Origin of the sequence: Candidatus Accumulibacter contiguus (assembly GCF_012940005.1) — a bacterium.
Taxonomy (GTDB): domain Bacteria; phylum Pseudomonadota; class Gammaproteobacteria; order Burkholderiales; family Rhodocyclaceae; genus Accumulibacter; species Accumulibacter contiguus.
In genome coordinates this window covers 1-15,142 of record NZ_SPMX01000100.1, presented here as the reverse complement: position 1 = coordinate 15,142, position 15,142 = coordinate 1, and the positions used below count along the sequence as shown (strand labels likewise).

Annotated in this window: 10 protein-coding genes and 2 pseudogenes; 10 read left to right on the top strand and 2 right to left on the bottom strand. The window is 63.5% G+C overall.

Features of this window, described 5'->3' with window-relative positions:
* The 3 genes and pseudogenes from nifU to E4Q08_RS22860 all read left to right on the top strand — a co-directional run.
* Window positions 1–816: Fe-S cluster assembly protein NifU (nifU, locus tag E4Q08_RS22870; RefSeq protein WP_169072100.1), on the top strand; the 816-nt coding region annotated here is incomplete at its 5' end.
* Between the two features lie 94 nt (window positions 817–910).
* Window positions 911–2,120 (top strand): annotated as a pseudogene (nifS, locus tag E4Q08_RS22865) (cysteine desulfurase NifS).
* 186 nt (window positions 2,121–2,306) lie between these two features.
* Window positions 2,307–3,284 (top strand): hypothetical protein, encoded by a 978-nt coding sequence (locus tag E4Q08_RS22860; RefSeq protein ID WP_034918592.1) that lies wholly within the window; start codon window positions 2,307–2,309, stop codon window positions 3,282–3,284.
* Window positions 3,285–3,303: 19 nt separating this feature from the next.
* Here the strand turns inward: E4Q08_RS22860 and E4Q08_RS22855 are convergent, their stop codons facing one another.
* Complete coding sequence (locus E4Q08_RS22855) at window positions 3,304–4,551, bottom strand: amidohydrolase family protein (RefSeq protein WP_169072099.1); 1,248 nt, start codon at window positions 4,549–4,551, stop codon at window positions 3,304–3,306.
* Between the two features lie 266 nt (window positions 4,552–4,817).
* On the opposite strand from E4Q08_RS22855, the gene E4Q08_RS22850 reads away from it, so the two are divergent.
* From E4Q08_RS22850 to E4Q08_RS22835, 3 genes and pseudogenes are all read left to right on the top strand, one after another.
* Window positions 4,818–5,090 carry an addiction module protein gene (locus E4Q08_RS22850; RefSeq protein WP_169072098.1) on the top strand — a complete coding sequence of 91 codons (273 nt, stop codon included), beginning with the start codon at window positions 4,818–4,820 and terminating at the stop codon, window positions 5,088–5,090.
* A gap of 60 nt (window positions 5,091–5,150) precedes the next feature.
* A pseudogene (locus E4Q08_RS25210) lies at window positions 5,151–6,587 on the top strand (PAS domain-containing protein); the annotation flags it as partial.
* A 10-nt stretch (window positions 6,588–6,597) separates the two neighbouring features.
* Complete coding sequence (locus E4Q08_RS22835) at window positions 6,598–7,650, top strand: ATP-binding protein (RefSeq protein WP_372703818.1); 1,053 nt, start codon at window positions 6,598–6,600, stop codon at window positions 7,648–7,650.
* A gap of 6 nt (window positions 7,651–7,656) precedes the next feature.
* Here the strand turns inward: E4Q08_RS22835 and E4Q08_RS22830 are convergent, their stop codons facing one another.
* Window positions 7,657–9,435, bottom strand: coding sequence for a two-component system sensor histidine kinase NtrB (locus E4Q08_RS22830; RefSeq protein ID WP_169072096.1), 1,779 nt, complete (start codon window positions 9,433–9,435; stop codon window positions 7,657–7,659).
* A gap of 230 nt (window positions 9,436–9,665) precedes the next feature.
* Between E4Q08_RS22830 and E4Q08_RS22825 the strand changes: the two genes are divergently transcribed.
* The 4 genes from E4Q08_RS22825 to E4Q08_RS22810 form a co-directional block, all read left to right on the top strand.
* Window positions 9,666–10,283, top strand: coding sequence for a response regulator transcription factor (locus E4Q08_RS22825; protein ID WP_169072095.1), 618 nt, complete (start codon window positions 9,666–9,668; stop codon window positions 10,281–10,283).
* 158 nt (window positions 10,284–10,441) lie between these two features.
* Window positions 10,442–10,735: an STAS domain-containing protein gene (locus E4Q08_RS22820; protein WP_034910149.1), complete on the top strand. Its 294-nt coding sequence runs from the start codon at window positions 10,442–10,444 to the stop codon at window positions 10,733–10,735.
* Window positions 10,736–10,758: 23 nt separating this feature from the next.
* Window positions 10,759–12,996, top strand: coding sequence for a chemotaxis protein CheA (locus E4Q08_RS22815; protein WP_169072094.1), 2,238 nt, complete (start codon window positions 10,759–10,761; stop codon window positions 12,994–12,996).
* Window positions 12,997–13,111: 115 nt separating this feature from the next.
* On the top strand, window positions 13,112–15,142 hold a 2,031-nt coding region (locus E4Q08_RS22810), incomplete at its 3' end, for a HAMP domain-containing protein (RefSeq protein WP_169072093.1).

Below are 15,142 nucleotides of genomic sequence, written 5' to 3'. Positions count from 1 at the left end.
GGCCACGCCATCGGCGATTTCGGTTCGATCAAGTGCGGTGACGCGCTGCGCCTGATGTTGAAGATCAACCCGCAAAGTGAGGTCATCGAAGACGCGCATTTTCAGACCTTCGGCTGCGGTTCAGCGATCGCTTCGTCGTCGGCGCTGACCGAGATCATCAAGGGCAAGACGCTCGACGAAGCCCTGACGGTCAGCAACCAGGACATCGCCGACTATCTCGACGGACTGCCGCCGGAGAAGATGCACTGTTCGGTGATGGGACGCGAGGCGCTGCAGGCGGCCGTTGCCAACTATCGCGGCGAAGCCTGGAAGGACGATCACGAGGAAGGCGATCTGGTCTGCAAGTGCTTCGCCATCGACGCCGTGATGATCGAGGACACCGTCCGCGCCAACCGTCTCAGGACACTGGAAGATGTGGCCAACTACACCAAGGCCGGCGGTGGCTGTTCGGCGTGTCACGAGAAAATCGAGGACATCCTGATCGCCGTCAACGGTCGCCTGTACGCCAATGAAGCGAAGCCCCGAAAGGCTGCCGCCACGGCGGCCGAAGCGGCCACCAGGCCCAGGCTGACCAACTACCAGCGCATCCGCAAGATCGAAGAGACGCTCGAAGCGATTCGCCCGATGCTGCAGCGCGACCATGGTGACGTGACCCTGATCGAGGTCGATGGCAAGAAAATCTACGTCGAACTCTCGGGCGCCTGCCAGGGCTGCTCGATGGAAGCCGCAACACTCGGTGGCGTTCAGCAGAAGCTCATCGAAACCCTCGGCGAACTGGTGCAGGTGCTGCCTGTCACCGCGCTGGCCCGTGCCTGACCGTTTCCCTCTCCCCCTCCCCCTCCCCCACGAGGGGGGAGGGGAGATTCGTGAGTCGCTGACGCGACTTTCACATTAACCAAATGGAGACATCATGAAGCCGATCTACCTGGACAACAACGCTACCACGGCCTGCGATCCCGCCGTCGTGCAAGCCATGCTGCCATTCTTCACCGAGCAGTTTGGCAATGCCTCGTCGATCCACAGTTTCGGCTCACAGGTCGGCAAGGCGCTGAAGGAGGCCCGCGTCCAGGTGCAGTCACTGCTCGGCGCCGCGCATGACTCCGAAATCGTGTTCACCTCCTGCGGCACCGAGTCCGACTCGACGGCCATTCTCTCGGCGCTCAGGGCCAATCCCGAGCGGCGCACGGTGATCACCACGGTGGTCGAGCACCCGGCGATCCTGACGCTGTGTACCTATCTCGAAAAAAGAGAACTACGTCGTGCATCGCTTGCGCGTCGACCGCAAGGGACGCATCGATCTCGACGAATACAAGTCATTGCTCAACGAGCGCGTGGCGATCGTTTCGGCGATGTGGGCCAACAACGAAACGGGGACCTGTTTTCCCGTCGAGGAAATGGCCGAAATGGCGCACGAGAAAGGCATCCTCTTCCATACCGACGCAGTCCAGGCGGTCGGCAAGGTGGCCATCGACCTCAAGACCACCAGGATCGACATGCTTTCGCTATCCGGCCACAAACTGCACGCGCCGAAAGGCATCGGGGTGCTCTATGTACGCCGTAATACCCGCTTTCGTCCGCTGCTGCGAGGAGGTCATCAGGAGCGCGGTCGCCGCGCCGGCACCGAGAACTCGGCTTCGATTGTTGGCCTCGGCGTCGCCTGCGAGCTGGCGCAGCAGTACATGAGCGAAGAGAACACGCGCGTCAAGCGGCTGCGTGACCGCCTCGAACGGGGCATCCTTTGCCGGGTCGGCAATGCCTTTGTCAATGGCGATACGCTCTACCGGCTGCCGAATACGGCGAGCATCGCTTTCGAGTACGTCGAGGGCGAAGGTATCCTGCTGCTCCTGAACCAACAGGGCATTGCCGCCTCGTCCGGTTCGGCCTGCACCTCGGGTTCGCTCGAACCCTCGCACGTGATGCGGGCGATGGGCATCCCCTACACCGCTGCGCACGGTACGATCCGCTTCTCGCTCTCCCGCTACAACACGGAAGAGGAAGTCGAACGTGTCATCGACACCGTACCGCCGATCATTGCGCAGTTGCGGAAACTCTCCCCGTATTGGAGCGGTGATGCTCCCCTGGCGAATCCGGAGCAGGCGTTTCAGCCGGAATACGCCTGACGCTCTTGCGCAGCGCACCGGAAGAGTGCTCCAGCAAGCGGTCCTTTGCACCGTGCTGGAGCACACGCATCGCCAGGCCGAACGTCGGCACGATCCGGGCCGATTGAAATCAGAGGCTTGCAGAAGCGATCGTAATGGGCACGATTATTGCTCGTGCTAAGCGGTTTTTCAGCACAGATGATAGCGATGAGCAATGTCCACCGACTCGAACTAGCCTCCGATGACGAATCCTCCCCTCCCGAGGGAACGCGCAGAATCATCAACGATGTGGAGCGAGTGCTCTACGACGGCTACTGGATCAAGACCTATCCGGTTCCGGCCGATTCCTTGCAGGCCAAGAAGCAACTGATCGAAGCGCTGACCCGACGCCTGTTCAACCACACCGAGCACGGACTCAATATTCCGGGGTGCCGGCTTGGCGAAGCCCGGCGGAGTTATCAGACGGAGGCCGACCCCGGCCGGCATCGGGTCAAGGCCGCGATGCTCGCCGGCGCCCTGTTCAACCGCGCCACCGACATTTTCCGGAAGCTGGTCGAGTTGCAGGCCGACGGCATCGAGATCCACAGCGACGACGCGCTGATGCGCGAATGCGGCCAATGTCTGCTCGACGCGATGGACCTCGGGCATGTCGTCCTCCACCGCAGCGGCGAGGAAGGCATCGACGAACTCTGGGGCGAGCCCTTCCGCGCCTTCTCGGTGCCGATCGAGGAATTCTACGAAAACCGCTACATCAAGATTGGCCAGAGCATGCGCGACATCGACCGGATCGCCGAAGCCATGGTCGCCACCTTCAGTCGCATTCCCGCTTTTACGGCCATCGAAGCACCGGTGCGGGATTTTGCCCACGCGGCCAGAATCAAGACGGAGACCTTGCGCACCGACCGCGACATTTTCGATGTCTGGTCGCAACTGGTCACCGCTGGCGAGCGGCTGGCCAACTTCACGCCGAGACATGCCCCCAAACCGCTCGGAGAGCGAACCGGCAGGATGCTGTACCGGGTTTCCGATGGTCTCCAGTTGCTCCGCAACGGCCGCGACCTGGTGTTCTACATCGCCCGTGCCCGTACGCCAATGCCCAGGAGCACCAGCGAATACATCGAACGCTGTGAAGCCTACCTCGCCACCGGCCGGGTCCCCTTCATGCCGGCGCCATTACCGGCCTGAAAAACCGTCGCCCAGCCCCTCAGTCACCCCGCACCCTGGCAAAGAAGGTACTGGTCTCGAAGATCGCGGGGGCAAAGCCCTGCCCCCGCGAAGTCAGATGCCGCTTGAGGACGAAATCGAAGAGCAAGGGATTGTGGTGCCGGATCACTTCCAGCTCCGCGACCGCCGAATGCGGCAGCATGCCACGCGCGGCGAACTCCGCAGGCAGGATCAGCGGCACGATGCCCGGCAAGGGATAGTCGGAACCATTCAGCAAACGCGCATGCCATTCGCTGCGCTCGAGCAGCATGCGCAGAACTTCCTCGCTGCGGTTCCTCAGCGTCAGCGCCGAAATATCGGCAAACAGCAACTTTTCATAACGCGCTTCGCCCATCAGGCGAGCGAACAGTGCAAAACAGGGAAGCGGCGCGGCGTTCGCACCCCGGTCTACATCGAGGGCGCTGCCGAGCGATGCGCAATGCGCCACCACCACCCGCACGCCATGGTCCATCGCCCGCCGCAGCAGGAGCGGGTTGCCAAAGTCGGGTTGATCACCACCGGGAGCGGCTTTTTCCTCGCCCGCATGGCTGATCAACGGCAGGCCGTGTTTCGCCAGTGCGGCATAGAAGCGATCGCAACGCTTCGAGGACGGATCGATGCCCATTGCCGGCGGCAACCATTTCACCGCCCGCGCCCCTCCTTCGACGGCGCTGGCCAGCGCCTCGACGCAGTCGCCGCGATATGGATGAATCGACGCCGCCCACTGAAAATGCTCTGGATGGCGCGCGGCCACGGCCTGCGCGTAGGCGTTCGGGGTGTAGAAGGAACTGCGCTGCGGGTCGGCTCGACCATCGAGGTCGTGGAAGCGGTCGAAAGCAAAGAGCAGCAGCTTCGCCCCCGGCCGCAATCCTTCGACGAGATTCTCCAGGCGGTCGACATAGCTCTCGTCCACTCGCCCCGGTGCATCATGGACGCAGCCGGCGTTCAGGTAGAACAGGCGCTGCGCATACTGCAGCGGGTGCAGCAGGCTGTCCATCTGCGGATTCACCTCGCTGCCGCTGCCCGAATCGCCGATACCGACCAGGTGCACATGGGCATCCAGAAACTGCGCCGGATCGACTCCGTCCCACGCCCTCTGCACCCACTCGCCGGTCGCAACGGCTGCTGGCAGCCGCGCCTGGCAGCGATTGAACCAGGCTCGCCAGGGCTGCGCAACGACGCCCGACAAGGCAAGCACGCCGCCGCCGGCGAGTGCGGCGACCAGGGCACGGCGACGCGGCGGGTTCATCGCTGCAGCCGACGGCCAGGCGCTGCGCCGTCGGATCGAAGCGTCGGGAGCACGCAGGACACTGCGCGGGGATTCTGCGAGAAAACGCTTGTTGCCCCAGAGTCAAACCACATGCTCCACCCTCACTGACGACAAGCCAAAATATATCGGCGAGTGTAGTGGCATCGACACCAAGGTCAAGTGGGGCGCGAATGAAAGTATTGGGCTTCATCACTTGGCGCCGGACTCGCAGTACAATCCTGACCATCTCTACGAAGGCATTAGCCATGGGAAATCAACTCGATATGCCTATCCGGTTGACTCAGGAAGAACACCAAATGCAGTTTGAAGCCGTGCTCGAAGCTGAGGCACTGAAGCTAACGGCCGGCGAGCGCGCTGCTTTCGCACAGATCTTGCTCGCAAGTCTCGACGAGGATGCCGACGTTGAGGAAACTTGGGCCGTTGAAACAGAGCGCCGGATTGCTGACATCGAGAGTGGGGCAGCACAGGGCATACCCATTGCCGACGCACTTGCTCAGGTCCGTGCAGCCTTGAAATGAAGGACGCTGCGCCGGCAAGCCGCTGCGCGCCCCTGAGCTTTCACGTTAGTGGGTACCGATATGCCCCTCCCCCGCGAGTGGAGAGGGGAGATTCAATGCTTTGCCGATCGGGAACCTCGCTTGACAACGGAACTGGCACGGGAGCACACCATGATTGACAGGGAAGAAAGACTGGCCAGGATCGTCGACGCGGCCCTCGATGCGATCGTGACCATCGACGCATCTTACCGGATCATCCTGTTCAATGCCGCTGCCGAAAAAATGTTTGCGTGTCCGGTTGCCGAGGCCATCGGGAGCCTGCTCGACCGTTTCATTCCAAACCGTTTCCAGACGGCGCATCGCATGCATGTCGGGAAGTTCGCCGCGAGTCCGCTCACCTCGCGGCCGATGGGCAGCACTTATCAAGTTCTTGGCGTCCGTGACAATGGCCAGGAATTCCCGCTCGAAGCGTCGATTTCGCAGGTCGAAGTGCATGGGCAAAAGCTATTCACGGCATCGCTGCGCGACACCACCGAGCGATGCCGGACCGAGGCGGCGCTGCGCGCGAGTGAAGCATTCAATGCCGCCATCCTCGATTCGTTGAGCGCGCACGTCGCGGTCCTCGACAGCGACGGAAAAATCCTTGCGGTCAACCAGGCATGGTCGCGATTCGCGGCGGAAAACGGCGGCGAGACGCCGCTCGCTGACCCGATCGGCGCCGATTACCGTGCGATCTGTCTCGCCGCCGCCGATCCCTGGGCCGCCGAAGCCCTGGCCGCCTGGGCCGGCATTGCCGCGGTGCTGGCCGGGCGCAGCGAGCACTTTGAGCTGGAATACCCTTGCCACACAGTGAACCAGAAGCGCTGGTTCCGGATGCGCGTCGATCCCTTGCGATCCGGGGGCGGCGTCGTCGTGGCGCACGAAGACATCAGCAGCAACCGGAACCTGGCCGACTCCTTACGCACCGAGCGCCAGCGCCTGGCCAACATCATCGCGGGCACCGACGTCGGCACCTGGGAATGGAACGTCGAAACCGGCGCAGTGCTCTTCAACGAACGCTGGGCCGGGATCATCGGCTACACGCTGGCGGAGATTTCGCCGCTGAGCATCGCCACCTGGTCCCGCTTCGCGCATCCGGACGACCTCGAAAAATCCAACGCCCTGCTGCACCGGCACTTTGCCGGCGAATTGCCCGCCTACGACTGCGAGTGCCGGATGCGCCACCGGGACGGCCACTGGGTATGGGTCCGCGATCGCGGCAAGGTCATGGACTGGAGTGCCGACGGCCGGCCACTGCAGATGTTCGGCACCCACCTCGAGATCACCGAGAGCAAGGAGGCAGAAGCCCGGCTGCGTCAAATGAACGAGAGCCTCGAGGCGCGCGTCGCTGAACGTACCCGGCAACTGGCCGTCGCGACGCAGATGGCCCGGTCCGCCAGCCGGGCAAAGAGCGCATTCCTGGCCAACATGAGTCACGAGCTCCGAACCCCGATGACCGCCATTCTCGGCCTCGCCGACTTGATGAAACTTGGACAGTCTCAGCACCCGACAGGCGGAGCGGCTGGACAAGTTGCACAGCGCCGCACAACACCTGCTGAACATCATCAACGACGTGCTCGACTTCTCGAAGATCGAGGCCGGCAAGCTGGTTCTCGAAGAAATCCCTTGCGATGTGGCCGGTATTGTCAGCAGCGTCGTCGAAATGAGCACGGATCGCGCCCGGCAAAAGGGCCTCACGCTAACGAGCGATTGCGAGAGCCTGCCCGGCCGACTGCTCGGCGACCCGACACGCCTCCGGCAGGCCCTGCTCAATTACGTCAGCAACGCGATCCGGTTCACCCCACAGGGCAGCATCCGGATCAGCGTCCGCCACCAGGAAGAAAGCAAGGACCACCTGATGCTGCGCTTCGAGGTCCGCGATACCGGCATCGGCATTGCCGCCAGCTCGCTCGGGCGGCTCTTCCGGCACTTCGAGCAAGCCGATGATTCGATGACCCGAGAGCATGGCGGGACCGGTCTCGGCCTCGCCATCGTCAAACAGATCGCCGAGAGGATGGGGGGCAGCGTCGGGGTTGACAGTACCGAGGGGGCCGGCAGCACCTTCTGGTTCACGGCCTGCCTGCAGAGGGCGCCCGAGAGGGCCGGCGGCAGCACCGCGATGGCGAGCGCGGGCGTGGACACGGCGGCGCAGCAGGCTCCCCTGGAAGGACGTATCCTGATCGTCGACGACGAGCCGATCAACCGCGAGGTGATTGTCGCGATCCTGGAAAACATGGGTCTGCTTGCCGACTGCGCGGCCAATGGCGAGACAGCGGTCGAGCTTGCCGGCAGGGGGGCTTACGATCTGATCCTGATGGATCTGCAGATGCCGATCATGGACGGATTCGAGGCGACGCGCCGGATTCGCCAACAGCCGAAGCACGCGCAGGTGCCGATCCTGGCCCTCACCGGCAACGTCGTCAAAGAAGTCCAGGATCGCTGCCGGGCCGCCGGAATGAACGACTTCATCGCCAAACCTTTCCGGATGGCGGCGCTGCTCGAAGTCGTCACGCGCTGGCTGCGACCGCCGCCCGGCGAATGAGGGACTTCAGCCGGCGGTGCTGGCGGGCGATTCTTTGCCCGCCGCCGCGGCGTGCCACATGCTGCGCGGCAACAGGATCGCCAGGGTGCTTCCCTGACCCGGTACGCTCTGCATCTGCACATGCCCTTGATAGAGGTGCACCAGACCGTGCACGACGGCCAGCCCCATTCCCGAGCCCATGCCCGGCTCGCGGGTGGTGAAGAAAGGCTCGAAAATGCGATCGTGAATGTCCTGCGGGATACCGCAGCCTTCGTCGCTGACCGCAATGCGCACAAACTCGCCGGCAAACTCGGCATGGCACGAAGCACAGATCCCGACCGGATCGATGCCTACGCGCTGCGCCGAAATGCGTACCTCGCCCGGCCCATCGATTGCATTGCGGGCGTTCTGGCAGAGATTGACCAGGATGCGATGCAGATGTGCAGGATCGATGTCGAGATCCGGCAGAGCCTCGTCGATACGCATCGACAAGGTCACGCCAGCCGGGAAGGACGAAGCGAGCAGAGTGGCCAGCGCGCGTGCCTCGTCGGCAACGGCTACCACCGAAACATGGAGCGTGCCGCCGCGCGAGAAGACCAGCAACTGCTGCACCAGCGCCCTGGCGCGTTCGCCGGCGGTTTCGATCTCCTCGAAATACGAGGCCATGCGCTCCGAACCCCCGGCAGCGCGTACCACCGTCCTGCCCAGCCCGGAAAACCCGAGGATGGCGACCAGGATATTGTTGAAGTCATGCGCAACGCCGGCAGCCATCGCTCCCAGAATCTCCATGCGTGCCGCCCTGGCGAGGCGGTTCCTGAGTTCGTCCTGCAGGCGCTCGGCCTCGATGCGATCGGTCACATCCTGGTTGATGCCGATCACCGACAGTGGCGAACCATCGACGGTGAAAAGCGGCTGCGCCAGCGCACTGAGCATGCGGATCTGCCCATCACCTCGGCGAATCCGGAAATCCACCCGGAACTGATGGCGCTCACGAATCGACGCTTGCAATGCCGCTTCCGCGGCCGGCAGATCCTCGGGCAAGACGTGCTGGGACCAGTCCTCGTAGGTGGTTACGGCAGCGACGGCCGGGTCGATGCCGTACAGCGCGTAGGTCGATGCATCCCAGCGCAGACGCCCGCCGACCAGATCATATTCCCACACCCCCAGACCGGCCGCGTCGGTCGCCAGCCGCAGACGCTCGCTAGCCGCCCGCTGCTCGGCATGGCGCTCTGCGCGCAGGGCATCGAGACGCCGTTGCCGGTGCTGCAGCGCAGACAGGGCAAACACCGACGACAGCAGCGTGGCCAGAAACAGCCCGAGATGCCAGGTCGCCATGCGGCGCCAGTTGACATGGATCATGGCGCGCGGCCGGGCGACGCCGACCAGCAGGGTCGCATCGATGCTGGCAGCCGGCAGCGCGCGTACCGCCGCCAGCAGTTCTTCCCCGTTCGCATCGTACACACCGTATACACCGCTCAGCAACGAGGCCGTCTGCCCGCCCTCGATGTGACCCGGAAGGAACGCCGTCGCGCCCGCGACCTCCCATTTCTCGCCATCGGACCCGGCCGGTACCCACTCGAAGCGCTCGCCGCCCGTCTGCACCGACACCCGTACATCTGGCGCGTAACGCACCGACGCCATCAAGGCACGGAAATCCTCCGGAAGCAGACGCCGTACCATCAGGTCAGCGAGCCGCTGTGCCGCGGCCTGCAGGCGATTTTCTTCTTCCTGCTCGACATCCCGATACTGCTGCAGCAGCGACCAGGCGTTCGAGCCACCGAGCAGCAGCAGGGCGATGGTCAGCAACAGCCACTCAAAGCGGTATCGCCGCGGCCGATATGCTCGCATCAGGCGGTGCCCTGCCGGCAGGCACGACAGACCGCTGGGTCGACTCGCGGTGTTCGGCGGGTCTGATTCATCGATGAAGCCATTTTCTCGTCATTCTGTCATTCTCTGCAGGATTGCCAATCATCGGTAGAATAGCGCACTCCGCATCCCTGACCACCCTTGCACCCTGAAATCCATAGATCACGCCGATGGATGCAAATCCCGCGCACCGGTGCATCTGCATCGTCGATGACGATGCGCAGGTTCGCCGTTTCCTGCTGGAAGTACTGGCCAGCGTCGGGCTCGCCGCCGAGGAATACTCGTCCGGCGAGGACTTCATGCGCCGCTGGCGACCCGGCCATACCGACTGCGTGCTGCTCGACATCCGCATGCCGCGCATCACCGGACCGGAAGTCCATGACTGGTTGCGGCAGCGCAATCCCGAGGTCCCGGTGATCTTTCTCTCCGGCTATGCCGACGTGCCGACCGCAGTGCGGGCCATGCGCCTTGGCGCTTTCGACTTTCTCGAAAAACCCTTCAACGTCCAGCACCTGATCGAGCGGGTCAATGCCGCCTTGCGCCTGTCCGACGACAGGCGAGCTGCACCGGCACCGGCACCGGCAGCGTGTGACGACTGGCGAAAGTCCTTGACCCCGCGCGAGCAGGAAATCCTGGCCGCGATCGTCGTCGGCAAGCGCAACAAGGTCATTGCCGCCGACCTCGGTATCAGCGAGCGTACGGTCGAGACCCACCGTGCGCACATCATGGCCAAATCCGGCGCCGGCAGCGTCATCGAACTGGTCGGAATGGTCGCCGGCTTCAAGTAGCAGGTTCAAGCTTCAAGGGAAAGCGCCCTCCTCCTTCCCATTCAACCTCCGTAGTTCTACCGAGTCCCGAGTGGATTTCCGGATAGCGCCTTGCTGCGCACCTCGCTAGTCTTCGCCCTGCCAGATTCTGATCTGGACCATACAGGAGAAGTCTCGACATGACCAGCCCTCTCGCCATTCACGAGAACATGACGATCTACCAGGCGCGGGCGCAGAAGGAGCAGTTGCTGGCCGCGCTGGCAACGACCGGGAAGCTCGAACTCGACCTCTCGGGAGTCGCCGAAATGGACACGGCCGGCCTGCAATTGCTGATGCTGCTCAAGCGCGAAGTGCAGCAGCAGGGCAAGCATCTGACGATCGTCGGCCACAGCCCGACCGTGCAGCGGGTCCTCGACTTCTGCAACCTGGCCGGCGTCTTCGGCGACCCGATGCTCCTCTGCGCGCAAGCCTGAAAACCCCTGATAGAGGAAGCACGATGGATGAACTGACCAGTACCTTCGTCAATGAAAGCCGCGACCAGCTCACCGCGATGGAAGACGGCCTGCTCAAGCTCGAGCAGAACCCCGACGACGCCGACAACCTCGGCGCCATCTTTCGCGCCGCGCACACCATCAAGGGCGGCTCCGGCGTCGTCGAATGCCACTTCATCGAAGCCTTCACGCACAAGGTCGAAAACGTCCTCGATAAGCTGCGCAACGGCGAGATCCCGGTCAGCGGCGAACTGTCTACGGTGATGCTCGAATGCTGCGACCACCTCGGGGCTCTGCTCGATGTTCTCGCCGCCGGTCTGCCGCAGCCCGAGGCCGAGATCCAGGCGCGCGGCGATGCGCTGCTGGCGACGCTGACCGAGCAGTTCCTCGGCGCTGGCGCAGCCAGCTCGTGCAGGCCGCAGGGTGGCGATCTGCCGGTCAAGCACGGCAGCGAACTCGCAGCGACCGGCGGCGGCGAGGTCAACACCGACGCCTGGCACATCTCGGTGCGCTTCGGCCCCGGCGTACTGAAGAACGGCATGGACCCGCTATCGCTGCTGAACTTCCTGGCCTCGATCGGCGAGATCACCACCCTCAGCACGCTTGCCGATGCCATGCCCGCAGCCGGCGAAATGGACCCCGAATGCTGCTACCTCGGCTTCGAGATCGGCTTCCAGACGCGCGCCAGCAAAGCCCAGATCGAACAGGTCTTCGACTTCGTCCGCGACGAGTGCACGCTCAATATCCTGCCGCCGCACTCGAAAATCGACGAATACCTCAAGCTGATCAACGAGTCCCCCGAGGACCCGATGCGCCTGGGCGAAATCCTCGTCCGTTCCGGCGCTCTGACGCAGGCCGAACTCGACGAGGGTCTCGCCACACAGAGCCGTACGGCGACTGCAGAGGCGGATGGCGAAGCGCCGCAGCAGACGCCGATCGGTGCCATCCTCGTCGAGCAGAAGGTGGTGCACCCGGAACTCGTCGAGGCCGCCGCCACCCGCCAGGCGGTGGTCAGCGAGAAAAGATCGCTCGAAGCACGCATGATCCGGGTGCACGCCGACAAGCTCGACCAGCTCATCGATCTGGTCGGCGAGATGGTCATCGCCGGCGCCAGCGCCAACCTGCTCGCGCAGCGCAGCGGTCAATCCGAGCTGATGGAATCGACCTCGGTGCTGCTGCGCCTCGTCGAGGACATCCGCGACTCGGCGCTGCAACTGCGCATGGTGCAGATCGGCGAGACTTTCAACCGCTTCAACCGTGTCGTGCGCGACAGCTCGCGCGAGCTGGGCAAGGCCATCGACCTGGTGATCACCGGTGACGAGACCGAACTCGACAAATCGGTGGTAGAAAAACTCGGCGACCCCTTGATGCACCTGGTCCGGAACGCCATCGACCACGGCATCGAAGCCGCCGACCTGCGCGCCGCGCGCGGCAAACCCGTGAACGGCACGGTCCAGCTCAACGCCTATCACGACTCGGGCAACATCGTCATCGAGGTCATCGACGATGGCGGTGGCCTGCCGAAAGACAAGATCCGCCAGAAAGCAATCGACAAGGGGCTGATCGACGCCGCCGCGACGCTCTCCGACCAGGAAATCAGCAACCTGATCTTCGAAGCCGGTTTCTCGACCGCCGAGCAGGTCACCAACCTCTCCGGCCGCGGCGTCGGCATGGATGTCGTCCGGCGCAACATCCAGGGCCTACGGGGTAGCGTCGACGTGGCCACCGTCGAAGGCGCGGGATCGACCTTCACCATCCGCCTGCCGCTGACGCTGGCGATCATCGACGGCTTCCTGACCGGCGTCGGCAAGGCGTCCTACGTGGTGCCGCTCGACTCGGTCGTCGAATGCATCGAACTTGCCGACCTTCCCGGCAAGCGCAACTATCTCAACCTGCGCGGCGAGGTGCTGCCTTTCGTCCGCCTGCGCGAGCTGTTCGCCATCGGCGGCGGCATCCCCAGCCGTCAGAACGTGGTCATCGTCCAGTATGGCGGTCAGAAGGCGGGGCTCGTCGTCGATGCGCTGCTCGGCGAATTCCAGACGGTGATCAAGCCGCTCGGCGTGCTGTTCAAGAACATCCGCGGCATCGGCGGCTCGACGATTCTCGGCAGCGGCGACGTGGCGCTGATTCTCGACGTGCCGGCGCTGGTCAATCGCGCCGTCAACATCGAAAGCGAGCGCCTGACGCACGGCACCGCAGCCGCTCGCACGGGAGGCGCGCATGAAAGCGCATCGACCCACTAAGCGGCCCTGCGAACCCTGCTGGAACCAGCACGGGCCACCCTGAGGTCGCCCGCCTCGTTCGCCCCCTCACCGCAACTCGAACGTCATTCGCTGCATCACTCAAGGAGCTCACTCCATGCTTTCCAATCTCAAGATCGGCGTCCGCCTCAGCGTCGGCTTCGCCATCGCCCTGTTCATGCTGATCCTGGTCGCCGTCGTCGGTGCCACCCGCGTCGGCGAACTGCAGAACGACATCACCGACCTGGTCAAGGACAAGAACGTCAAGACCAAGCTCGCCAACGATCTGATCGATAACATCAATAACGTCGGCCGCTATCACCGCAACATGCTGATCGCCAGGAACGACGAAGCGACGAGCAGGGAAATGGACCGGGTCGTCGAGGCACGCAGCGGAGTCACCAAGACTTTCGATGCGCTCGACAAGTTCAGCTACGGCGACAAGGGCAAGGCGGCCCTCGAAGCCAGCAAGGAGGCGCGCAAAACCTTCGTCGCCGAATCGACGAAGCTCGAGGGGCAGATCAAGGCCAGACAATGGGATGAAGCGCTGAAGAGCTTCGACGGCAGCTACCGCCCGGCCTTCAACGCCTACGTCAAGAATGTCAATGCCTTCGTCGACTATCAGAACGAACTCGCCGAGAAGGTCGGCGCCGACGCCGAGGTGCTGGCCAATTCGACGCGCACGCTGATCATCGGCCTGGCGATCGCCGCGCTGCTGATCATCGCACTCCTCGCCTTCCTGATCACCCGCTCGATCACCGGCCCGACCGGCAAGCTGGTCGCCGCCACCGGCAGGATGGCCGAGGGCGACTTCAACTTCAAGCTCGACATCGACAGCAAGGACGAAGTCGGCCAGCTCGCGAGCGGGGTACAGGCAATGCAGGCCGCAGTGCAGCGCATGATCACCGACGCCGAACTGCTGAGCAAGGCCGCCGTCGAGGGCAAGCTCGCCACGCGCGCCGATGCCTCGAAGCACCAGGGAGATTTCCAGAAAGTGGTCAAGGGCGTCAACGATACGCTCGACGCGGTCATTGGTCCGCTCAACGTCACCGCCCGCTACGTGGACGACATCTCGAAGGGCGTCATCCCGCCGGTCATCACCGACAACTACAACGGCGACTTCAATGTCATCAAGACCAACCTCAACAACATGGTCAGGATGATGAGCGAGCTGCTCGCCCAGACCGACATCATCATCAGGGGTGCTGCCGACGGGCAACTCGACAAGCGCGCCAACGCCGACCTCTTCGTTGGTGGCTGGAACCAGCTCGTCAAGGGCGTCAATGAAGCGATCACCAACATCGTCGATCCGATGAACGTCACCGCCGACTACGTCGACCAGGTCGCCAAGGGAATCATCCCGCCGGTGATCACCACCGAGTACAAGGGCCAGTACAATATCATCAAGAACAACCTCAACAACCTGGTCAAAATGATGAACGACCTGCTCGCCCAGACCGGCATCATCATCCAGGCGGCGGCCGACGGCGATCTGAAGAAGCGCGCCAATGCCGACCTCTTCGTCGGTGGCTGGAACCAGCTCGTCAAGGGCGTCAATGACACGATCACCAATATCGTCAACCCGCTCAACGTGACCGCCCACTACGTCGACCGGATCTCCAGGGGCGACATCCCGCCGAAAATCACCGATCCCTACAGCGGCGACTACAACATCATCAAGAACAATCTCAATGCCTGCATCGACGCGGTCAATGCGCTGGTCGCCGACGCCGCCATGCTGTCGGCGGCAGCGGTCGAGGGCAAGCTCGAGACGCGCGCCGACGCCAACCGCCACCAGGGCGATTTCCGCAAGGTCGTCGCCGGTGTCAACGAAACGCTCGACAACGTCGTCGGGCCGATCAACGAGGTGCGCCGGATCATGGGCGCGATGGCCCGCGGCGACCTGACGCAGACCATCACCAGCAGCTACCGGGGCGATTTCGACGAGTTGAAGAATGCCATCAACCAGACCGTCGCCAAGCTCGTCGAGACCATCGGCGAGGTAAGTACCGCGGCCGACAATCTCTCGAACGCCTCCGGCCAGATTTCGGCGACCGCGCAGTCACTGTCGCAGTCGTCGTCCGAGCAGGCCGCTTCGGTCGAAGAGACGACCTCGAGCATGGAGCAGATGAGCGCCTCGATCCTGCAG

Excerpts from the sequence above, each read along its gene's own strand:
- E4Q08_RS22825 (WP_169072095.1), top strand. The coding sequence starts at position 9,666 with ATGGATGCAAATCCCGCGCACCGGTGCATCTGCATCGTCGATGACGAT.
- E4Q08_RS22820 (WP_034910149.1), top strand. The coding sequence starts at position 10,442 with ATGACCAGCCCTCTCGCCATTCACGAGAACATGACGATCTACCAGGCG.
- E4Q08_RS22860 (WP_034918592.1), top strand. The coding sequence starts at position 2,307 with ATGAGCAATGTCCACCGACTCGAACTAGCCTCCGATGACGAATCCTCC.
- E4Q08_RS22850 (WP_169072098.1), top strand. The coding sequence starts at position 4,818 with ATGGGAAATCAACTCGATATGCCTATCCGGTTGACTCAGGAAGAACAC.
- E4Q08_RS22815 (WP_169072094.1), top strand. The coding sequence starts at position 10,759 with ATGGATGAACTGACCAGTACCTTCGTCAATGAAAGCCGCGACCAGCTC.
- E4Q08_RS22855 (WP_169072099.1), bottom strand. The coding sequence starts at position 4,551 with ATGAACCCGCCGCGTCGCCGTGCCCTGGTCGCCGCACTCGCCGGCGGC.